Source organism: Ruegeria sp. BHSB056 (assembly GCF_059613305.1).
Genome location: NZ_JBXWSG010000039.1, coordinates 1 through 19,140 on the forward strand (window position 1 = coordinate 1; position 19,140 = coordinate 19,140).

Below are 19,140 nucleotides of genomic sequence, written 5' to 3' on the forward strand. Positions count from 1 at the left end.
ATCTTCAAAGCAGCGTCAATATGTTCGGCGTTCGGCTGTTCTTCTGCTGCTCGGATCGCCTCGAACAAATGTTGGTAATACCCCTCAGGCTCTGGCGAAGTAAGCAGGTCAACGGGCCGTGGGTCACCGGGGCCATCAAAGAAACGCATGTATTCGCGGGCGGACATTTGGCGGTCGTCAATTGGTCGGAATCCGAGCATGACAAGCTGTTTGGACAAAACAGCATCGTCGGTTTCTTCCAAACCGCGGCCCAACAGGAAAAGGTCGCTGTCATCGCCTTCGGCTAGCAGAAACTGCGCGCGGGATATCAGGTATGCTGCGTAGGAAAAAAGTGAAAGTTCATCCCGGGATCCGCCGGTATCGTAGAAGTTCTTTGGTTCAATAATCATTACAACTCAACCTTAATGCTCAATGGGAATGCTACCCAAACTAACATCAGGTGAGTTGCTGACAAATGATGAATGCGCCGCCGTGGTTCAGACGATCACTTCGATCGCCTTTTGCGTTCCGACATCAAAAACCCGCTTGTAGCGTTCGATCTGGTCCTTCGGGCCCATCGCCTTTTCCGGGTTGTCCGACAGCTTTACCGTCGGGCGTCCATTGGCGGATACGGCTTTGCAGACCAATGAGAACGGCGCCAGCGCGTCATTTGGAACCAGACCGCGGAAATCGTTGGTCAGCAAGGTACCCCAGCCAAAGGATACTTTGGTGCGGTCAGCAAACTGCGCATGCAATTCCTGGATTTTGTCCACGTCCAACCCGTCCGAGAAAATGATCCGTTTCTGGGTCGGGTCTTCACCGCGTGCGTTCCACCAGTCGATGGCCACCTCGGCCGCAGCAGCCGGATCACCGCTGTCGATGCGAATACCGGTCCAGCCCGCTAGCCAGTCGGGCGCGTTGTCCAGAAACCCCTTGGTACCGTAAGTATCGGGCAAGATGATGCGCAGGTTGCCGTCATGTTCGTCATGCCAGTCGCTGAGAACGTCATATGGGGCCTGCGCCAGCGCTTCATCTGTATCCGCCAACGCGGAATAGACCATCGGCAGCTCATGCGCGTTGGTGCCGATGGCCTCAACCTCACGCCGCATCGCGATCAGACAGTTCGAGGTTCCGGTAAACGCGGGGCCCAGCCCTTCGATCATCGCCTGCACACACCAGTCCTGCCACAGGAAGGAATGCCGTCGTCGTGTGCCGAAATCGGCGATCCCCAGACCGTTGATCGTGCTCAGCTTTTCGATCTTTTCCCACACGCGGGTCATCGCGCGGGCATATAGCACCTGTAGCGCAAACCGGCGCATGTCGTTCAGTACAGCACGCGAGCGCAGTTCCATCAGCACCGCCAGCGCCGGAATTTCCCACAACATGACCTCGTGCCATTTGCCTTCAAAGGTCAGCTCATACTGATCGCCTTTGCGTTCAAGGTGGTAGGGCGGCAGGCGCATATTCTCGAACCATTCCATGAAATCGGAACGGAACATCTGGCGTTTTCCATAGAACATGTTGCCCCGCAGCCACGTGCTTTCCCCTCGGCTGAGACTAAGCGTGCGGATATGATCCAGCTGTTCCCGCAGCTCGCCTTCGTCGATCAAACGGGCCAAAGGCACGTGATTCGACCGGTTGATCAGGGAAAACACCACGTTTGTTTGGGGCTTGTTTCGAAACACTGACTGGCACATCAGCAGTTTGTAGAAGTCTGTGTCGATTAAAGACCGGACAATCGGGTCAATCTTCCATTTGTGATTGTAGACACGGGTCGCGATGTCGACCATGGGGAACTCCTGCGATTTCCGTAGTTAGATCAATCGACAACGGGAATGGCAAGAGTCGCTGATTTGGTTACAATGCCAGCATGACGTCACAATGCGGGCATATTGTGCATTGTTTTCGCCGGTTAGTGAGAGAAGGGGATGGAAAGACGAAACTGAGTTTGTGAATGGGTCTCGAGTACGATTTTGATATTGTTAATGTAGCACTGAACGAAATTGACCCGGAAAAGCTGGGGTCAGACTCTGATGTGGAACGCCAGGTGTGTGCGGTGTTTCGCGACATCAGAACGGCAGATGCGCTACGGGGAACATCGCCGAAAATCCGCAAGATTTTCCTGGATGCCGGGTTCAGCCTCGAGTCGCGGAACAGCGGCATCGTGCCCGGTGTGTTTCCGGCCGAAGATCAGGTGGACCGGGTCAGGATTCTGCGTTCTCTGTTTGAGAACATAAAATCGCGCGGCGTTCAGGGGGAGTATTGCGGCGAGTTCAACCTGTGGGACTTTCTGCATTACATACGGATGGCGCAGCCCATGGCCGGTATCGTGCGTACGCGTCAGGTGCGCAAAGCGCCTCCACAGCAACAGCAACCCGTTTCGGAACGTCGGCGTTCTATTTCGGGGCGTATCGGGTTGGCGTTTGGGCTGGCCGTTGTTTTGTTTGTGACGATCAAACTGCTGGCTGCTGCCGGGGCGACACCTTAGGCCAGCGTAACACCGGCATCGCGCATGGCCTGCTCGGCGGCAGCCAGTGATCCGTCCATATCAATCGCGCGGCAGGCATCCATCCGGACTGTCACATCGAATCCCAACCGGGCAGCGTCTACAGCCGAATAGTGAACGCAGAAATCGGTCGCCAATCCAACCAGTGTCAAACGGGTGATACCTCGGGTCTCAAGATAGCCTTTCAGGCCTGTTGGCGTCTGATGGTCATTTTCGAAAAACGCAGAGTAACTGTCGATGCCACTGCGGAACCCCTTGCGCAGGATCAAATCACCATCGGTGCGCAGTTCTGGGTGAAACGCAGCACCGTTTGAGACCTGAACGCAATGGTCCGGCCACAGCACCTGCGGGCCATAAGGCATGTCGATCAACTCGAACGGGCTTTTGCCTTTGTGCGAGCTGGCAAAGGAAGAATGCCCCGCCGGATGCCAGTCCTGCGTCAGAATCACGGCGTCGAACTCCTCCATCATGGCATTGATGGGCGCGACGATTTCGTCTCCTCCGGCCACCGCCAAGGCACCGCCCGGGCAGAAATCGTTCTGGACATCGATGACAAGCAGGGCATGGGTCATGGCAGCCTCCGTATAACTGCCTTATCGGTAGGGGGCCGGGGCCGGGGCGTCAATGCAATCCCTTGCGACTCCGGGTTTGCGGGGGTAGATCGCGCATATGTACACGATCGCTGCCCTCTATCACTTTACCCGATTCCCGGACCCCGTCGCACTGCGCGAACCCTTGCTTGATCTGTGCCGCGCGCAGTCTGTCACCGGGACGCTGTTGCTGGCACAGGAAGGCATCAACGGCACCATCGCAGGCCCACGCGCCGGGATCGATGCGGTTTTGGCACATATCCGTGCCTTGCCCGGTTGCTCGGACCTGGAGTGGAAAGAGGCGACCTCGGATCATCCGCCTTTCGGCAAGATGAAAGTGCGGCTGAAGAAAGAGATCGTGACCATGGGTCAGCCGGATGTCGATCCGCGCGCCCGTGTCGGCAACTATGTCGACCCGCAGGACTGGAACGATCTGATCCGTTCGGACGATGTCGTGGTGATCGACACCCGCAATGACTACGAGGTGGCGATCGGCACGTTTGAAGGCGCAATAGACCCTGAAACAGCCAGTTTCCGCGAATTTCCGGCCTGGTGGGAGGCGAACAAAGATCGCTTTCACAACAAGCGCGTTGCCATGTTCTGCACCGGCGGTATCCGGTGCGAGAAATCCACCAATTACCTGTTGGGGCAGGGGGTCGAGGATGTCTATCACCTCAAAGGTGGCATCCTGCGCTATCTTGAAGAGATGCCATCCGAAGACAGCTCGTGGCAGGGTGAATGCTTTGTGTTCGACAACCGTGTCTCGGTTGGCCACGGCCTTGTAGAAGGGCCGCACAAGCTGTGCCATGGCTGCCGTCGTCCGATCCTGCCCGAGGATATGAAACGCCCCGAATACGAACATGGCGTGTCCTGTCACCAATGCATCGACGAGACCTCCGAGGCCGACAAGATGCGCTTTCGTGAACGGCAAAAACAGATAGTGCTTGCGCGCAAGCGGGGCGAGCCGCATTTGCGGCAGGACTGAAAGCGGGTTGCAGGCCCTTGCTTTAGATCGGATGATCACCCTCAGACTAGGCTGAGAGGGCGTTCATGCACCGCAAACCCACAACTCTGGAAGAATGGAAATCGACCCTGATTGCTGCATCGGGGCTGGTTCTGACAAGTTTTCTTGCCTGGTTCGGGTTATCGCGTCTTAACGAAACCGCTGCGGGTGACATGATCGGAACAATCGCGTCGATTGGCCTGCTGATCTGGCTGGTGTCGCAATCCTGGTACTACATGACGCAGGTGAAATCGCCCCGCAGGCTTTTGTTTCTGATGGGCGTGTCATTCATCCAGGTCGTCCCGTTCCTGTTTGCCGCCGTTTACGGAGCTTTTGGGTACAGCGATAATTGTGTGGTCGGGGCGCAGGGTCCAGGGGATGTCCTGTATTTTTCATATGTCACCTTCACCACGGTCGGCTATGGCGACATGTCCCCGACCGGCCTGTGCCGCGGGCTTGCCGTGTCCGAGGCTGTGACCGGTTACATTCTGCTGGGTATGTTTGTTGCGGCTGCGGTTGCGCTTTATACCCGCAATCACGCACCAGAAGACCCTAAATAAGGGTTATCTGTTGTGATCGATCCAGCAGGACATCATTTTCTTGTCCCGAAAACACTCGGACGGGATCGGGCGGCGCTTGCTGCGTGAGATCCGTTCGGCGAACGCCACCTGCTTGCCCGTCGGGTAATTGTCGAACTGCGAGGTGTCGCGCGGTTTGTGGGCGGAAATCCAGTCGGACAACAACCGCCTGTCGCGCTGCGCCTCGACCGGAATCTCAAGCGCTGATTTCTCGGCAATGGCGCGCGCATATCGCATCTGCCGGTCTGTTACCGGAAGCAGATGGTAGTCGTTGTTTGGCCCGTTCAGTGCCACGTGGCGCATGTGCTGGGTCATCGGTTTGTCCTCTGACTATGTAGAACATATATAGAACATTAACCAAAAATTTCAAGGTTTGTGAGCGATGGCAGGCGTTATCTTGCCGCTCGGATGATTTTATTGACTGGCCAGTCAATAACCTTTAGGGCCGATTCCAAACGACCATATGCCCCGTCCGGACGGGGTCGAGCGAAAAGGACACGGTATGAAGTTTCAGCCCAAGGCCAGCCATTTCATCGACGGCGCCTATGTCGAGGATACCGATGGCGCGGCCATTGACGTGATCTGCCCCGCTACCGGCGAGGTGATTGCCCGCCTGCATTCGGCGACACCGGCGATTGTGGAAAAGGCTCTGAACAGCGCGAAAACGGCTCAGGCAGCCTGGGCCGCACTGACTGGAACGGAACGCGGCCGCATTCTGCGCCGCGCGGCCGACATCATGCGCGACCGCAATTATGACCTGTCGGTTCTGGAAACCCATGACACCGGCAAACCGATTCAGGAAACCACGGTGGCAGACGCCACATCGGGTGCGGACGCGCTGGAGTATTTCGGCGGGTTGGCCGCCTCTCTGACCGGCGAGCATATTCCGCTGGGCGGTGGCGATTTCGTCTACACCATCCGTCAGGCGCTGGGCGTTTGCGTCGGCATCGGGGCGTGGAACTATCCCACGCAGATTGCCTGCTGGAAAGGTGCCCCGGCGCTGGCCTGCGGCAACACGATGGTTTTCAAGCCCTCGGAAACGACGCCCCTTTCGGCTTTGAAAGTGGCCGAGATTCTGGCCGAGGCCGGCGCACCCAAAGGTGTCTACAACGTGATTCAGGGCTATGGCGACGTAGGGGCCGCGCTGGTCACTGATCCGCGTGTGGCCAAGGTCTCGCTGACCGGATCGGTGCCGACAGGCCGCAAGGTTTATGCCGCGGCAGCTGACGGTATGAAGCACGTGACCATGGAACTGGGCGGCAAATCTCCGATGATCGTCTTTGACGATGCCGACATCGAAAACGCGGTGTCCGGCGCGATCCTTGGCAACTTCTATTCATCGGGCCAGGTCTGTTCCAACGGCACCCGCGTCTTTGTGCAAAAAGGGATCAAGGATGCCTTCCTGAAACGCCTGTCCGAACGTCTGGCCAACGCCAAAATCGGCGATCCGATGGACGAGGACGTCAGCTTTGGTCCGATGGTCAGCGAAAACCAGTTGAACATCGCGCTGAGCTACGTCGACAAAGCCAGGGCCGAGGGCGCAAGGCTGGTCTTTGGCGGCAACCGGATCGAAGGCGGCGGTTTCTACATGCAGCCGACCGTTTTTGCTGATGTGACCGATGACATGACCATCGCGCGCGAGGAAATCTTTGGCCCCGTCATGTCGGTGCTGGATTTCGACACGGAATCCGAGGTCATGGCCCGTGCCAATGACACCGAATTTGGTCTGGCCGCAGGCGTCTTCACCAATGACCTGACCCGCGCGCACCGTGTTGTGGCCGGGTTCGAGGCCGGAACCTGTTATATCAACACCTATAACCTTGCCCCGGTCGAAGCCCCGTTCGGCGGATCGAAAATGTCGGGTGTCGGACGCGAGAATTCGAAGCTGGCGATCAACCATTTTTCGGAAATGAAAACGGTCTACGTTTCCATGAATGACGTCGAAGCCCCTTACTAGGGTCTCTTCTTCGTTCGTTTCCTCTGTTCCCGACATTTGGCGTCGGGAACAGAGTACAAGCCCGCCCTTACCTGTGGCTGACTTTCCTGTACCGGCCCCGCCCGACAGGAGAGCTCTCATGGCGCATAACCCGCAGACAAATACATTTTCCAGGGTTGCCGATTTCACGCTGACCCGTGCGGCCTCGGACATGCCTGAAAGCGCACTAGAGGCTGCGGCGCTGATGATGCTCGACACGATGGGGATCCTGATCGCATCCGGCCCGATGCAGGCAGGCGTGATCGCGCGGGACACGGCGGCGTTGCTTTATGCCAGTACCGATCCTTCATATGGCGCACGGATGTTGTTCGATGGCCGCACCGTCAGCATGGCGGGTGCCGCTTACGCTGCCGCCACGCAAACCGACAATCTGGACGGTCACGACGGATATAACCCCACCAAGGGCCATATCGGGGTGGTCGTGTTGCCAGCGCTGGCCGCACTGGCCGAACATTGCCCGAATCTGACCGGACCCGAGGCTTTGGCAGCGGTCGCTACCGGGTACGAGGTGGCCGGGCGCGCGGGCCTGTCGCTGCACGCAAGTGTCAGCGACTACCACACTTCCGGTGCTTGGAACGCGCTGGGCGTGGTTGCGATGGCGGCGCGCCTGCGCGGGTTATCTGCCGAGCAGATGCGGCAGGCGATGGGGATCGCCGAATATCACGGTCCACGCAGTCAGATGATGCGCGAGATTGCCAACCCGACAATGCTGCATGACGGGTCGGGCTGGGGCGCGATGGTGGGGCTTTCTGCCGCTGTTCTGGCCGAACACGGCTTTACCGGTGCACCCGCCATCACCATCGAGGCGGAAGAGGCCAAACCCTACTGGGATGATCTGGGCACCTTTTGGCAGGTCGAACACCAATACGTAAAACCCTATCCGATCTGTCGCTGGGCCCATGCCGCGATTGATGGCGTGCGCGCTGTCATGATCGCGCATGACCTGACCAGCGCGCAGATCGAAGCGTTGCATATCAACAGCTTTCATCAGGCGGCCTGTCTTTTTGCGGGGCTGCCCGAAACAACCTCGCAAGCGCAGTATTCCCTGCCATTTGCCGTGGCAGTTCAGGCTGTTTACGGGCGCATCGGCGTTGAACATATCTCAGGGTCTGGCCTGTCTGATCCTGCGGTCGCCAATCTGATGTCCCGTATCACGGTCGCGGAAAGCGAACACCACAGCGTCCGGTTTCCCGAAGGGCGCTGGGCAGACGTCACGATCAGGACAACGGATGGCCGCGTTCTGAAATCCGGGGACATACATGCCCGTGGCGGCCCCGAGGCCCCCATGACGCGGGACGATGTCATCGCCAAGTATACGCAGTTTGCGGCCCCCGTGCTTGGACAGGATCGTGCCGACCGCATCCGTCAAGTGATACTTGGCTGGCCGGACAAAAGCGCGCGGTATGCAGACCTGACACCGCTGATTTTTGATCCGCCAGAACCGTGAACCGCGCCCCGTCCCGCCTGCATCGATCCGTGCAACTGGTCTGGTCGGCTGGGAAACCTTACTCCCCCCTGACCGTGTTCAGCATTTCGACGATCCTCTGACGCGTTGCCTGACTGTCCTCCAGTAGGCTTCCCGCATCCGCCAGCGGCTTGCCTGACACGCGAACCGGCGGGGCCAAAAGGGCCTCCGCAGTTTGGTTGAGGATTGCGTATTTTCCGTCAGAGGGTCCAGATCTTTCCCCCGGCAACCCGGCTAGCCATAAGTATCGGTTCGCCTCGTCCTGTTGCCCGCGGCTCTGCATGAGTTCGGCCACCGCAGCATAGTTCTGCACCTTGTCCAAAGCCTGCGCCCGCAGGACGAGCGCCTCGTCCGAGGTATCATTGGCCAGCTCAAGCATGGCCTGTTGCGGGTGGTCCGACAGCAAGGCCGCGCGGGCGCGCAGACGGGCACGCTCTGACCGCCGGGCCTGATCTTCAGGCCTGTTTGTCAGCGCAACGGCCTGGTCGGCAAAGCCAAGCACGGCCAGGCGTTCGGCCAGTGCAATCGCGGTATCCGTGGATAGCGCCGCCGTCCGACCCGACTGCTGCACCAGCGTAACCTGACGCAAAAAGGTAAGGTCGTCGGATCGCTCCGCCAGCAATTGCAGGTGACGATTGATGGCGCTGTTGCTGTCCGGGCCGTCTGGCAAAGATTGGATCACATCGAATGCGCTGTCGAAATCCTGGCTCAGACCCAGAGCAATCGCATAGGTGCGGTTCATCATCGGGCCCAGATCGGATCGCCGGAATTCGATCGCGTAAGACGCGGCCAGTTCAAGTTCCTTGGAGGACACGGTCTTGCGGTCGAACCACCGCTTTTCCACCAGCCGCGCCAAAGCCACCGGCGCTTCGCTCTTGGCCCCGGCCGAGGTCGTGACCTTGGTCAGCAGCGCCTCTTCAAGGGCGCTGTCGCCTTCAGCTTCGGCGACACCAGCCCGGGCCAGCGTAGCGTTCGGGGACGGGTTCTGTTCAACCCGGTCGACCGAACGCATGATCCTGCGCGCGGCCTCCAGTTCCTGCGCGTCTGTCAGGATGTCCGAAAGCCGCGCGCCAAGGTGGCGGCGAAGATGCTCAGGCAGCTTTGCAAAGCTGTGTTCGATGGCTTTAAGATGTGCATCAGGTGCCAGCTTTCCCTCAAATAGCACGGCCCAAAGTGCGACGTCGCTGTTGCACCGTTGCTGGCCCCTGAACGGATTTGGCACCTGTGCTGGCCGCTCATCCACCAGCCGTGCAATCCCTTCAACACGGCCAATCTCATCCGATGGGGTGTTCAATAACTGCAAAACCTTCAGCGCCTCGGCCCCAAAGCCGTGATAGGCATAGAGCTTTGCCAGTTTCAGCGCACTTTCCGCGTCAAGACGGTCGAACTCTTTGTACAGGGCGGTGCGCAGGGCAGACACCTGCTCTGGAAACGGGCGCGTCCCGGACCATGTCGTGAACCCCAGTTCAGCCGTCGTGATACAAACCGGGTTGTTGTCGATCTGCTGCAAACCAGAGTTCAGAATGTCCTGCAGATCATCCAGAACCGAGGTCACGCGGATGTTCGACGCCAATCCGGGTAACGGCGTCACGGCCTCGGACGAGGCAGAACGGCGCGGTCCGACAGGTGCCAGATTCAGGTCCAGCAGCTCACGATCCGCCCCTTGCACCAGACGGGTCGACAACTGATCCCTGATCCCTTGCGTCTTCCCGGTCAAAAGCGGAAGGTCCAGCTGGGAAAGAAGCTTGTGTTCCGGGGGGGCAGGTTTCGGCGCTGCCGGATTTTTTCGGGTCAGCGGAGGGATTTCCGCAAGCAAGGGCGGCAGGGCTATTGCTGGCGCAATGTCCAGAACGATCATCGAGCTTCGAAACAGGAACGCCGACGCCGTGCAGTCGCACCCGAATTCCAGCTCAAGTGCACCACCGGGTTGCGTCTGCGACAGCGCGGCCAGCCGATCTGATGTCAACCGCCCGAACACCGAACCCGTCCGAAATGTGACACCCTTCAGGTCAATTGCCAGCTTGGCGCCGTTCTTGCGTTGGCTCAGAACCCAGCCCGTATCCGGTGGAACGGTGAAAACCAGCCGGGTGTAGCCCTCATGTTCACCGGACCGCACAGTCACCTCTTCAGAGGTTGCGGCCGTTGCAAGCGTGATCAATGCTGCAACCAGTATCCCGATTTGCCTCATGCTGCGGCCCGTTTAAGCTCTTTCAACGCATCCTCAAGCTCGGAGAAACCGGGGCGGTTATGCGTTGGTGTGTTCTGGCGTCCGACCTCAATGCACATGGCGGCATTGTGATTGTGCAGGTTTGCAACCAGAACTTCCTTGATCAGCTGATAGAAGTGGTTGTCTTCCTCGACCACGGATTTCAGCTTGGCCGCAAAGGGACCAACCAGACCGTAGGCCAGAAAGACACCCAGAAAGGTACCCACAAGGGCACCGCCGATCAGTTTGCCCAGTACTTCCGGTGGCTGATCAATGGACCCCATTGTCTTGATTACCCCCAGAACGGCGGCGACAATTCCAAGCGCGGGCAGGCCGTCGGCCACGGTTTGCAAGGCGTGGCTCGAATGCAGGGCATGGTGGAAATTCGCTTCCATCCGCTTTTCCAAAACCTCTTCGACCTGATGCGGATCGTCGTAATTCATTGCTGCCGATCGCATCGTGTCGCAAATCAGATCAACCGCTTCCTTGTCGGCTTGAATTCTGGGGTAGGACGAAAACAGGTCAGAGCTGCCGGGGTCTTCGATATGCTGTTCCACCTCTACCGGATTGGCGCGGGCAATGCGGATGAGCGAAAACAGCAGGCACAGCAAGTCGCGGTAATCTTCGGGCTTCCATTTCGGGCCTTTAAAGACCTTCCCCATGTCCTTGATCGTGTGTTTCACGCCACCGATGTCGTTGCTGATCAAAAAGGCACCAACCGCGGCACCACCGATCATCATCATTTCAAACGGAAGCGATTTCAGAATGATGGTCATCTTGCCGCCAGCGGCCAGATAGCCGCCGAAGACCATCACGAAAATGACGACAATTCCAACAATTCCAATCATCTGAGATCTCCGGCTATGTGTGTTGCAACCGCGGCGAAAACGGGCGGCTATTCCTGCGGGGCCGAGGCGTTTCGGCCCGCCATGACAACGCTGATCGTATAGGCCGCTTCGGGACTGAGCCCCGCCAGAACCCCAGCTGCCGCATCCGGTGACATGCGTGACAGAAACCCGGCGGCAAAGGTTGGGTCCATGGTTTCGAACAGCGCTGCTGCATCCTTCGGCTTCATGTTCTGATAGACATCGGTCAGGCGCGTCAGGTCGTTTTCCGCCGCCCTGTCTGCCAGCGCCAGAGTGGTGCGCAACGACTCCTCGGCCTCCTCAAGCGCGGCCATGCGCATCTCGATAGCCTGACCCGCGATTTCCAGAGCGTTTTCCCGCTCGCGCAGCATGTCTTCCTTTTGTTTGACACGTTCTTCCCGGCGCAGAAGTTCAGTCAGCAGAACCCGCATGTCACGGGTGTCGGACGGGGCGGGTTCATCGTGTTCCGCCTCAGGTTTGGCTGGTTTGGCAAAGGCGGGTCCGGCTTCCAGTCCGATGCGGATAGCGGCCGAGCCGATCATCAGCAATGAGATCACGGCAAGCACCCCTCCGCGGGGCCGCGCGTTGGGAGTGTTGATCCGCGGGCGGCTCATGCCTGCGCCTCGCCTTGCTTGCGGTCATGCCGGAAGAACATCAGCCCCTCAGGTGCGCGTGCCTGTTCTTGGGGCGCAGCGGCTTCGCTGGCCTGCGGCTCGGGTTTGCCTTCGTGCTTCACGCTCTCCGGAACTTCGGTGATGGTACTTGTCTCTGAAACCTCTGCCTCGGGTTGGGGATCAGCGTCTTTTTCGGGCACGACGTCGTGCATTGACGCCATCATGAGTTCCAGCCGCTGTGCCACCGTTTCGGCGCGCGCCGTCAGCGCCCTAAGCTGATCGCCCGACTGATCAGAGGCATTGCGCGCATCATCCAGTGATCTCCGCAGCTCTTCCGCCTGGGTCGACAGCACCGCCACCGCGCCGCCGACGCCCTTTTCAAGATCGGCAAAACGCTTGAGACGGCGCGACAGCACGAAACAATACAGACCCGCACCCATGGCGCCGGCGACCAGCAAAATATCCGCAATCAGCTCCAATTTCGCCTCCTAGTTCAGAACAAATTCCATCACCAGCACGTCGCGCACGCGACCTTCGCCAACGACAATCTCGATGCGGCGTAGCAGGTGGCCCCGGATGCGCATCAACGCCAGTGAATCCTCAAGATCCATTAATTCGACGGCCCGCAGATACCCGTTCAGGACATCCATGATTCGCGGTCGCATTTTTTCCACGTCAGTCATGTACGGGGCGTTAACCTCAAGCTGTGCGTGAAACTTCAGATGCCGCGCGCCGCCGGAATTCACCGAAACGATCACCGGCGGCAAATCGAGAAAGGCAACATCCGCCAATGCCTTGGCCGGTTCTTCCTTTTCCAAGTCATGGCTTTCCGCCTTCTCGGCCTTGTTCCCCAGCGGCAGCAGCCCGGACGAGGTCAGGAAATACCCACCGGCGGCACCGGCGATGGCCAGAATCACCCCGACGATCATTCCTTTTTTCCCCTTCTTTTCCGGGGTTTCCGCCTGTTCAGCCGTTGCGTCGGTCATGACGTCCTCATTCCTGTGATCTGTCCTGTCATAACCTCGCAGGGACTAACCGATTGTTAAGGGCAATCGTCCAAACAGAGGATGCGCCGGGCAGAATGTCGGCGAGTCGGAGGTGAGCGTGCAGCAGATCGGAACTGTCTGGGCAAGTTTGGACAGGCGTAAACAAATCGTCGTTGCCGGTGCGGTTGTGCTGGTGTTTCTCGGGATCCTCGGAATGTCGCGCCTTGCGACAGCGCCGTCGATGACCTTGCTTTACGCGGGTCTGGAAAGCGGTGCCGCCGGGGATATCGTGCGCGCGCTGGATCAGCGTGGCGTGACCTACGAGATTCGGGGCGGATCAATTTACGTCTCTGGCGCACAGCGGGACGAGCTGCGGATGACTTTGGCCAGCGAAGGTCTGCCGGCCAATGGCAACAAGGGCTATGAATTACTGGATTCGCTGAACGGCTTCGGCACCACTTCCCAGATGTTTGATGCCGCCTACTGGCGCGCGAAAGAGGGGGAACTGGCGCGCACGATCGTGGGCAGCCCGCATGTCAGCCAGGCCCGCGTTCATATCGCCAATGGCTCTGCCAATCCGTTTCAGCGCAGCGTCGCACCGACGGCTTCGGTTTATCTGGTGCCCTCGGGGGGCGATATCACCGGTGATCAGGCCAAGGCCATCCGGTTTCTTGTCGCCTCGGCCGTTAGTGGTCTGTCGCCTGAAAGCGTGACTGTGATCGATTCGAACGGGTCCGTGATTGGCGGGCAGGACACCGCCGTGGCCGCTGACACGGCAGATGACAAGGCGCGGCAGCTGCGGGAACGGGTTCTGCGTCTGGTCGAAGCGCGTGTCGGTACGGGGAATGCCGTTGTCGAGGTCAGCGTCGATACCGAAACCAGGACGGAATCCCTGCGTGAGCGGCGCTTTGACCCCAAAAGCAGAGTGGCGATCAGCACAGATGTCGAGGAACGCTCTGACAGCGTGCGCAATCAGTCAGCTGATGTCACGGTGGCCTCAAACCTGCCCGACGGCGATGGCGCGGGGGGGGAGGAATCGAATTCGACCGGGACCCAGACACGCGAGCGGGTGAATTACGAGGTTTCCGAAACCGAGCTGGAGGTGCACACCGCCCCCGGTGCGATCAAACGCCTGACGGTTGCCGTTCTGGTTAACGGAACGCGGGCGGTGGATGCCGCGGGCGCTGAATCCTTCACGCCGCTGCCACAGACGGAACTCGACGCACTTGAGGAGCTGGTGGCCTCGGCTGTGGGATTTGACGCCGCGCGTGGGGACGTCATCACGCTGAAATCACTGGATTTACCGACGGTCGCGCCGCAAGGCACGCTGGTTTCCTCTTCGATTTGGCAAAACATCCATCTGGACGCCATGTCACTGATCCAGATGGCAGCGCTGGCGCTGGTGTCGCTGGTGCTGGCGTTGTTCGTGATCCGTCCAATCCTGATGAAACCCGCAATGGTCCCGGCGCTTTTGCCAGCCGCGGAGGGAGGGGCACCAGCCCCGTCGGCCCTGACCGGTGAAATTGCAGCGGATGGATCGGCAGAGTTCACGCCGCTGCCCCAACAAGGGACCGTTCCCGCGCTTGGGATCAGTGCCACCGGGGATCCGGTTGATCGGTTGCGCGCAATGATTGGCGACAAGCAGGAAGAAACGGTCGAGATCCTTCGCAGCTGGCTTGAAGAAGGTGAGGAGCGCGTGTGATGTCCATCGCTCATCTGCTTGAGGATTTCACCATCCGGACCAACGCCGGAGCCGTTCTGTATCTGGACGAGGAAACGCTGGAAGAACAACGCCTTGCCGCGTTCGAAAGCGGGTACGGTGCCGGTTGGGAGGATGCCGCGCAGGCGCAGGAACAGAACCGCGACCGTGTTTCGGCCGAACTGGCGGGATCGCTCGAGGATATGTCCTTCACCTGTCACGAGGCGCTTACCCGGATGACATTGTCTTTGGAACCGATGTTCGAAAGCCTGGTTCAGACCGTATTGCCTGACATGGTCGAACGCGGGCTGGCCGCCCGGATCGTCGAACAACTTTGCGAGATGGCGCGCGTCGAAATCGAACAACCGATGCAGGTCATGGTGCCGGAAGGGTGCGCGCAAGCCGTGCAATCCCTGCTGCCGCAGACCCTGCACTCCGCACCGCGTGTCATCGAAGACCTTGGCCTGGCACCTGGACAGGCGCGATTACAGGTCGGCACAAGCCGGCGCGAGATTGATTGCGCGGCCCTGCTGTCGACCATTGCACAGGCATTTGACGCATACGTCTTTGAGGCAAGAAAGGCTTTGTCCAATGAATGACACCCAGTTCCCGAAAACCGAAAAACCCAATCCTTTCGAAACGGTTCCGATTGAAGTGACCGTTTCGGTTGGCCGCGCCCGCCCGTTGATCCGGGATTTGCTGAACATGGGTGAGAACGCGGTGCTGACCCTGGACAAGCGGATCGAGGACCCGGTCGACCTGTATGTCGGGGATCAGCTGGTGGCACGCGGGGTGCTTGAGGAGATGGATGGCGATCAGGCGGGGCAACTGGCCGTGCGCCTGACCGAGATTGCAGATCTGCAAAACGGAATCGGCTGATGCGCTATGTGATCTGGCTGGGTCTGGCTGTGGTGGTGACCTTGCCGTCAATGGCGGCGGCTCAGGATGTGACCCTGTCGCTGGGCGAAGGCGGTTCGATCTCGGCCCGCACCATCCAGTTGATCCTGTTGATCACGGTGCTCAGCGTTGCTCCGGGTCTGGCGATCATGATCACCTGTTTCCCGTTTCTGATCACCGTGCTGTCGATCCTGCGGCAGGGCGTTGGCCTGCAGCAATCACCGCCGAATATGCTTTTGGTCAGTCTTGCGCTGTTTCTGACCTATTTCATCATGGACCCGGTGTTCACCGAGGCCTGGACCGCGGGCATACGCCCGATGATGGAAGAAACCATGGCGGTTGAGCCCGCGCTGGAACGCGCGTTAGAGCCGTTTCGCGTCTTCATGGCCAACCGGCTGGATTCCGATACGTTTTACGCAATGGCGGCTCTGCGCCCCGGCGGTGACGCGATCAAGCTGTCTGCCCAGGCCCCCTTATCGGTGTTGATGTCCTCTTTCATGCTGTCCGAGATCGCGCGTGCCTTTCAGATCGGGTTCCTGATCTTCCTGCCCTTTCTGATCATCGATCTTGTGGTTGCGGCGGTATTGATGTCGATGGGCATGATGATGGTGCCACCTGCCATAGTGTCACTGCCGTTCAAGCTGGCGTTTTTCGTGATCGCTGACGGGTGGGCTTTGATCGCAGGCGCGCTGGTGCGCAGCTACATGCCCTAGATTTGCCCAAGGGGACTCTCACGAAAAAGGGCCAGACAAGCCTGGCCCTTCAGATTTGCACAGAAAACGCGTTTTCCGGCGCTCATTTGCGCCGGAAACGGCTTAACCCGTCTTTTTCAGGTCCGTGATCAGCTGATTTAGGTTGCCTTTGCGGGCATCCAGCATTGCGCCAATCTCGGTGCGTTCGGTCAGCAACAGATTCACGCCTTCGATGAACATGTTGTAGAACTTGTCGCGGCCGGATTTGTCGGAAACAAGGAACGTCACATCGAACGGGGCTGATCCGCGCAGCTTGACCATTGTGCGAACCTCGAACCCGGCCTTGATCTTGCGGGCATTGCGAACATCGACTTCACCGCCGATGAATTCGCGAAAGCGGCGGCCGTATTTGCGCGAGATATAGCCCTGAAAGGCAGCGGTGAACTGTTTCAGCTGGGTCGGGCTGGCTGCGCGCGCGTCCGCACCCAGCGCATAGCGCGCCATGATCGGCACGTCGGCATACTGCGCGAAGATCTTTTCGAAATCGCGCAGCATCGCTTTTTCGGATTTACCCGACTCGATCACCCGGTTGATGTCGGAAACAACGCTGGTCACAAGCGCCTTGGCGGCGGCCTCGGTCTGGGCAAAGGCAGGTGCGGGCAGCACTGCCAGCGCCAGCCCGGCTGCGATAAAATGACGACGGTTCAACGCGTTATTCAGCATAGGGGTCCTCATAGGGGTCAAGATAGGGGTCCCTCACCGGGTCCGTTCCGGTTTCGGCATAGGGGTCAGAATACAAGTCCAGATAGGCGTCTTCGTCATCTCTTGCCAGTTCGAAGCGGCGGTTTTGCAGGTAGATCAGGCGGGCCTGCGCATAGCTGTCAGCACTTTCGTAAAGAATGGAATCGACAGTATCCGAGAACCGGCCCCGATCGCCCATGCGCCGCACGATCTCGGCGTAGACGCCAAGGTTGTCGGCGGGGCGGGTCGGGCTGAAATTGATCGGATTCGAGAACAGGTTGACCACAACCCCAATCGCATCCCTTTGGGTCGACGGGCCATAGAATGGCAGCTCGATATAAGCGCCTTCGCCAACCCCCCAGACATGCAGGGTCTCACCGAAATCCGTGTCCACCGGTGGCAGGTTCAACTCATCAGCGGGCGAAGACAGGCCAAAGCCACCCACGGTCATGTTGATCACAAAGCGCAGCAGGGCATTGCCCATCTGTTTCGGGTTGCCCTGAAGCAGATAGTCCACCGCCTGACCGGGCAGCGAGATGTTTTCGGCAAAAGTGCTGAAACTGGTCACCATCGGGTCAGGGACGATTTTGACATAGCCTTTCGAGGCCGGCCGGAACAGGAACCGGTCAACACCCAGATTAAACTTGTGAATTCCCCGGTTCGCATTTTCATACGGATCAAACACATCACTGCGCGAGGCACCCTCGGGCGGCGTCGTTGCACAAGCGGACACAAGGGTCATGACCGACAGTAAAACAAGGTGTTTCAGGCGAAATCTGCTCGACACGATCTTTGTCTCTCCTAAATGGCCCGGCACATGCGCGCCGGACATTCAATCAATAATCCACCAAAATCCACGTGCCGGGGCGGCACAAGTTGCAGTCACATAGTCGTTTCAGGTCTTAAATGAAACACCTTGCGTTTAACCTGTCCATCACAGTGGGGTAAAGTGACTGTCGATCAACAGTGAATTTTCAGTAAAGATACGCTCAGAGCGCAGGCAGCCCGGAAATTGCCGGTTTCCGTCTTTCCCAATCCGTGCTTCCCGGTTAGCGTCCGGCAGAGTTGAAATTAGGGAAGGACCCTCGCAATGAGCATCGCTGCAAAACTGGAAAGCCTCGGTGTAACGCTGGAAGACGCGCCCGCGCCTGCGGCCAACTATGTGCCTTTCGTGCGTGTCGGCAATATCCTGTACGTATCTGGCCAGATATCGAAGACTGACAAGCTGATCACCGGTAAACTGGGCGATGACTTGGACGTCGAAGCCGGGGCTGCGGCGGCGCGTGTCTGCGCGATCAACCTGCTGGCACAGGTTAAGGCAGCATGTGGCGGCGAAATCGAAAAGCTGGTCCGCGTGATCAAGCTGACCGGATTCGTGAACTCGACCGCTGAATTCACGGCACAGCCGCAGGTGATCAACGGCGCGTCCGATTTTCTGGTCGAAGCGCTGGGCGATGCCGGTCGCCACTCGCGTTCCGCCGTCAGCGCGGCGTCGCTTCCGCTGGGTGTCGCGGTCGAGATCGAAGGCATTTTCGAAATCGAATGACGCCGCCCCTACCAGATGTGTTTTTGCAGGCCCCGATTGCGCATCGGGCGCTGCATGACATTACCAAGAACCGCCCGGAAAACAGCCGGGCGGCCATTCGTGCCGCGATTGAGGCTGGCTACGGGATCGAGATCGATCTTCAGCTGACATCGGATGACCAGGCAATGGTCTTTCACGATTACGACATGACCCGCCTGACCGGGCAGTCGGGACCCATTCAGCAGGTCACGGCACTTGCCGCCTCTGGCACGCCGCTTTTGCATGGGGATGACGGCATTCCGACACTGGATGATGTGCTGGACATTGTCGCTGGCCGGGTGCCGTTGCTGATCGAATTAAAGGATCAGGACGGGGCGATGGGCACGAATGTGGGCGCGCTTGAACGCGACACCGTGCGCGCGTTGCAGGGTTACAAAGGCCCGGTGGCTCTGATGTCCTTTAATCCCAACTCGGTCGCTGAACTGGCGCGGCTCGCCCCGCATCTGCCGCGCGGGATCACGACCTGCGCCTATGAACCCAGTGTCGAGCTTTTGCCGCAAAGCGTCTGCGATCACCTGCGCGATATCCCGGATTTCGACCGTGTCGGCGCCAGTTTCATCAGCCACGAAGCCGCAGACCTGTCGCGCCCCCGCGTGGCGGAACTCAAGGCGCGGGGCGTGCCGATCCTGTGTTGGACAATCCGGTCGCCCGAACAAGAGGCACAAGCCCGCAAGGTTGCCGACAATGTGACCTTCGAAGGCTATTTGGCTGCGCATTCGACTTGAACCCCCTTCGTG

22 protein-coding genes are annotated in these 19,140 nt (G+C 59.0%); 11 read left to right on the forward strand and 11 right to left on the reverse strand.

The features are described from left to right. Together AC2FND_RS11250 and pncB are read right to left on the reverse strand one after the other, a co-directional pair. Positions 1-389, reverse strand: a 389-nt coding sequence (locus tag AC2FND_RS11250; RefSeq protein WP_496769765.1) for a hypothetical protein, incomplete at its 3' end; no start/stop codon positions are given. Between the two features lie 87 nt (positions 390-476). Continuing rightward, positions 477-1,769, reverse strand: coding sequence for a nicotinate phosphoribosyltransferase (gene pncB, locus AC2FND_RS11255; protein ID WP_209598465.1), 1,293 nt, complete (start codon positions 1,767-1,769; stop codon positions 477-479). A gap of 164 nt (positions 1,770-1,933) precedes the next feature. On the opposite strand from pncB, the gene AC2FND_RS11260 reads away from it, so the two are divergent. After that, a complete protein-coding gene (locus tag AC2FND_RS11260; protein WP_209505148.1) occupies positions 1,934-2,467 on the forward strand; it encodes a hypothetical protein in 534 nt (177 codons plus the stop codon). On the opposite strand, the gene pncA is transcribed toward AC2FND_RS11260, so the two are convergent. Beyond that, positions 2,464-3,057, reverse strand: coding sequence for a bifunctional nicotinamidase/pyrazinamidase (gene pncA / locus AC2FND_RS11265; protein WP_496769767.1), 594 nt, complete (start codon positions 3,055-3,057; stop codon positions 2,464-2,466). The genes AC2FND_RS11260 and pncA overlap by 4 nt on opposite strands. A 97-nt stretch (positions 3,058-3,154) precedes the next feature. Between pncA and trhO the strand changes: the two genes are divergently transcribed. Both trhO and AC2FND_RS11275 read left to right on the forward strand, forming a co-directional pair. After that, positions 3,155-4,060 (forward strand): oxygen-dependent tRNA uridine(34) hydroxylase TrhO, encoded by a 906-nt coding sequence (gene trhO, locus AC2FND_RS11270; RefSeq protein ID WP_209505146.1) that lies wholly within the window; start codon positions 3,155-3,157, stop codon positions 4,058-4,060. Between the two features lie 65 nt (positions 4,061-4,125). Beyond that, positions 4,126-4,638, forward strand: a complete 513-nt coding sequence (locus AC2FND_RS11275; RefSeq protein ID WP_496769770.1) for a potassium channel family protein — start codon at positions 4,126-4,128, stop codon at positions 4,636-4,638. A 3-nt stretch (positions 4,639-4,641) separates the two neighbouring features. Here the strand turns inward: AC2FND_RS11275 and AC2FND_RS11280 are convergent, their stop codons facing one another. Then, positions 4,642-4,971 carry a hypothetical protein gene (locus AC2FND_RS11280; protein WP_496769772.1) on the reverse strand — a complete coding sequence of 110 codons (330 nt, stop codon included), beginning with the start codon at positions 4,969-4,971 and terminating at the stop codon, positions 4,642-4,644. Positions 4,972-5,158: 187 nt separating this feature from the next. Between AC2FND_RS11280 and betB the strand changes: the two genes are divergently transcribed. Then, the gene (betB, locus tag AC2FND_RS11285) at positions 5,159-6,613 is read left to right on the forward strand and encodes a betaine-aldehyde dehydrogenase (protein ID WP_496769774.1); all 1,455 of its coding nucleotides are present in this window, start codon (positions 5,159-5,161) and stop codon (positions 6,611-6,613) included. Positions 6,614-6,731: 118 nt separating this feature from the next. Next, complete coding sequence (locus AC2FND_RS11290; RefSeq protein WP_496769776.1) at positions 6,732-8,099, forward strand: MmgE/PrpD family protein; 1,368 nt, start codon at positions 6,732-6,734, stop codon at positions 8,097-8,099. 58 nt (positions 8,100-8,157) lie between these two features. Here the strand turns inward: AC2FND_RS11290 and AC2FND_RS11295 are convergent, their stop codons facing one another. Genes AC2FND_RS11295 through AC2FND_RS11315 form a run of 5 tightly spaced genes read right to left on the reverse strand, consistent with a single transcriptional unit; the run spans position 8,158 to position 12,789 of the window. Continuing rightward, positions 8,158-10,305 (reverse strand): hypothetical protein, encoded by a 2,148-nt coding sequence (locus AC2FND_RS11295; protein ID WP_496769778.1) that lies wholly within the window; start codon positions 10,303-10,305, stop codon positions 8,158-8,160. Next, complete coding sequence (gene motA / locus AC2FND_RS11300) at positions 10,302-11,171, reverse strand: flagellar motor stator protein MotA (protein ID WP_209505140.1); 870 nt, start codon at positions 11,169-11,171, stop codon at positions 10,302-10,304. Before motA ends, AC2FND_RS11295 begins: the two co-directional genes overlap by 4 nt. Positions 11,172-11,218: 47 nt before the next feature. Continuing rightward, the gene (locus AC2FND_RS11305; RefSeq protein ID WP_480493978.1) at positions 11,219-11,803 is read right to left on the reverse strand and encodes a MotE family protein; all 585 of its coding nucleotides are present in this window, start codon (positions 11,801-11,803) and stop codon (positions 11,219-11,221) included. Beyond that, a complete protein-coding gene (locus AC2FND_RS11310) occupies positions 11,800-12,282 on the reverse strand; it encodes a DUF6468 domain-containing protein (RefSeq protein WP_496769780.1) in 483 nt (160 codons plus the stop codon). Before AC2FND_RS11310 ends, AC2FND_RS11305 begins: the two co-directional genes overlap by 4 nt. 9 nt (positions 12,283-12,291) lie before the next feature. Further along, on the reverse strand, positions 12,292-12,789 hold the full coding sequence (locus tag AC2FND_RS11315) for a flagellar basal body-associated FliL family protein (RefSeq protein WP_480487036.1): 498 nt from the start codon (positions 12,787-12,789) through the stop codon (positions 12,292-12,294). Between the two features lie 118 nt (positions 12,790-12,907). Between AC2FND_RS11315 and fliF the strand changes: the two genes are divergently transcribed. Genes fliF through fliP form a run of 4 tightly spaced genes read left to right on the forward strand, consistent with a single transcriptional unit; the run spans position 12,908 to position 16,098 of the window. Further along, positions 12,908-14,491 carry a flagellar basal-body MS-ring/collar protein FliF gene (gene fliF / locus AC2FND_RS11320; protein WP_496769783.1) on the forward strand — a complete coding sequence of 528 codons (1,584 nt, stop codon included), beginning with the start codon at positions 12,908-12,910 and terminating at the stop codon, positions 14,489-14,491. Beyond that, positions 14,491-15,087: a FliH/SctL family protein gene (locus tag AC2FND_RS11325; protein ID WP_496769785.1), complete on the forward strand. Its 597-nt coding sequence runs from the start codon at positions 14,491-14,493 to the stop codon at positions 15,085-15,087. The genes fliF and AC2FND_RS11325 overlap by 1 nt, the downstream gene beginning before the upstream one ends. Continuing rightward, the gene (locus tag AC2FND_RS11330) at positions 15,080-15,367 is read left to right on the forward strand and encodes a FliM/FliN family flagellar motor switch protein (RefSeq protein ID WP_209598452.1); all 288 of its coding nucleotides are present in this window, start codon (positions 15,080-15,082) and stop codon (positions 15,365-15,367) included. The genes AC2FND_RS11325 and AC2FND_RS11330 overlap by 8 nt, the downstream gene beginning before the upstream one ends. After that, positions 15,367-16,098 (forward strand): flagellar type III secretion system pore protein FliP, encoded by a 732-nt coding sequence (gene fliP / locus AC2FND_RS11335; RefSeq protein ID WP_496769787.1) that lies wholly within the window; start codon positions 15,367-15,369, stop codon positions 16,096-16,098. Before AC2FND_RS11330 ends, fliP begins: the two co-directional genes overlap by 1 nt. Positions 16,099-16,200: 102 nt before the next feature. Here the strand turns inward: fliP and AC2FND_RS11340 are convergent, their stop codons facing one another. Further along, positions 16,201-16,800: an MlaC/ttg2D family ABC transporter substrate-binding protein gene (locus tag AC2FND_RS11340; protein WP_480913821.1), complete on the reverse strand. Its 600-nt coding sequence runs from the start codon at positions 16,798-16,800 to the stop codon at positions 16,201-16,203. Continuing rightward, entirely contained in the window at positions 16,790-17,560 is a 771-nt protein-coding gene (locus tag AC2FND_RS11345; RefSeq protein WP_245222636.1) for an MlaA family lipoprotein, read from the reverse strand. Before AC2FND_RS11345 ends, AC2FND_RS11340 begins: the two co-directional genes overlap by 11 nt. Before the next feature lie 348 nt (positions 17,561-17,908). On the opposite strand from AC2FND_RS11345, the gene AC2FND_RS11350 reads away from it, so the two are divergent. Continuing rightward, complete coding sequence (locus AC2FND_RS11350) at positions 17,909-18,364, forward strand: RidA family protein (protein WP_496769788.1); 456 nt, start codon at positions 17,909-17,911, stop codon at positions 18,362-18,364. Then, complete coding sequence (locus AC2FND_RS11355; RefSeq protein ID WP_209598448.1) at positions 18,361-19,128, forward strand: glycerophosphodiester phosphodiesterase family protein; 768 nt, start codon at positions 18,361-18,363, stop codon at positions 19,126-19,128. Before AC2FND_RS11350 ends, AC2FND_RS11355 begins: the two co-directional genes overlap by 4 nt. Positions 19,129-19,140 lie beyond the last annotated feature (12 nt).

Excerpts from the sequence above, each read along its gene's own strand:
- pncB (WP_209598465.1), bottom strand. The coding sequence starts at position 1,769 with ATGGTCGACATCGCGACCCGTGTCTACAATCACAAATGGAAGATTGAC.
- AC2FND_RS11260 (WP_209505148.1), top strand. The coding sequence starts at position 1,934 with ATGGGTCTCGAGTACGATTTTGATATTGTTAATGTAGCACTGAACGAA.
- pncA (WP_496769767.1), bottom strand. The coding sequence starts at position 3,057 with ATGACCCATGCCCTGCTTGTCATCGATGTCCAGAACGATTTCTGCCCG.
- trhO (WP_209505146.1), top strand. The coding sequence starts at position 3,155 with ATGTACACGATCGCTGCCCTCTATCACTTTACCCGATTCCCGGACCCC.
- AC2FND_RS11275 (WP_496769770.1), top strand. The coding sequence starts at position 4,126 with ATGCACCGCAAACCCACAACTCTGGAAGAATGGAAATCGACCCTGATT.
- AC2FND_RS11280 (WP_496769772.1), bottom strand. The coding sequence starts at position 4,971 with ATGACCCAGCACATGCGCCACGTGGCACTGAACGGGCCAAACAACGAC.
- betB (WP_496769774.1), top strand. The coding sequence starts at position 5,159 with ATGAAGTTTCAGCCCAAGGCCAGCCATTTCATCGACGGCGCCTATGTC.
- AC2FND_RS11290 (WP_496769776.1), top strand. The coding sequence starts at position 6,732 with ATGGCGCATAACCCGCAGACAAATACATTTTCCAGGGTTGCCGATTTC.
- AC2FND_RS11295 (WP_496769778.1), bottom strand. The coding sequence starts at position 10,305 with ATGAGGCAAATCGGGATACTGGTTGCAGCATTGATCACGCTTGCAACG.
- motA (WP_209505140.1), bottom strand. The coding sequence starts at position 11,171 with ATGATTGGAATTGTTGGAATTGTCGTCATTTTCGTGATGGTCTTCGGC.
- AC2FND_RS11305 (WP_480493978.1), bottom strand. The coding sequence starts at position 11,803 with ATGAGCCGCCCGCGGATCAACACTCCCAACGCGCGGCCCCGCGGAGGG.
- AC2FND_RS11315 (WP_480487036.1), bottom strand. The coding sequence starts at position 12,789 with ATGACCGACGCAACGGCTGAACAGGCGGAAACCCCGGAAAAGAAGGGG.
- AC2FND_RS11325 (WP_496769785.1), top strand. The coding sequence starts at position 14,491 with ATGTCCATCGCTCATCTGCTTGAGGATTTCACCATCCGGACCAACGCC.
- AC2FND_RS11330 (WP_209598452.1), top strand. The coding sequence starts at position 15,080 with ATGAATGACACCCAGTTCCCGAAAACCGAAAAACCCAATCCTTTCGAA.
- fliP (WP_496769787.1), top strand. The coding sequence starts at position 15,367 with ATGCGCTATGTGATCTGGCTGGGTCTGGCTGTGGTGGTGACCTTGCCG.
- AC2FND_RS11340 (WP_480913821.1), bottom strand. The coding sequence starts at position 16,800 with ATGCTGAATAACGCGTTGAACCGTCGTCATTTTATCGCAGCCGGGCTG.
- AC2FND_RS11345 (WP_245222636.1), bottom strand. The coding sequence starts at position 17,560 with ATGACCCTTGTGTCCGCTTGTGCAACGACGCCGCCCGAGGGTGCCTCG.
- AC2FND_RS11350 (WP_496769788.1), top strand. The coding sequence starts at position 17,909 with ATGAGCATCGCTGCAAAACTGGAAAGCCTCGGTGTAACGCTGGAAGAC.
- AC2FND_RS11355 (WP_209598448.1), top strand. The coding sequence starts at position 18,361 with ATGACGCCGCCCCTACCAGATGTGTTTTTGCAGGCCCCGATTGCGCAT.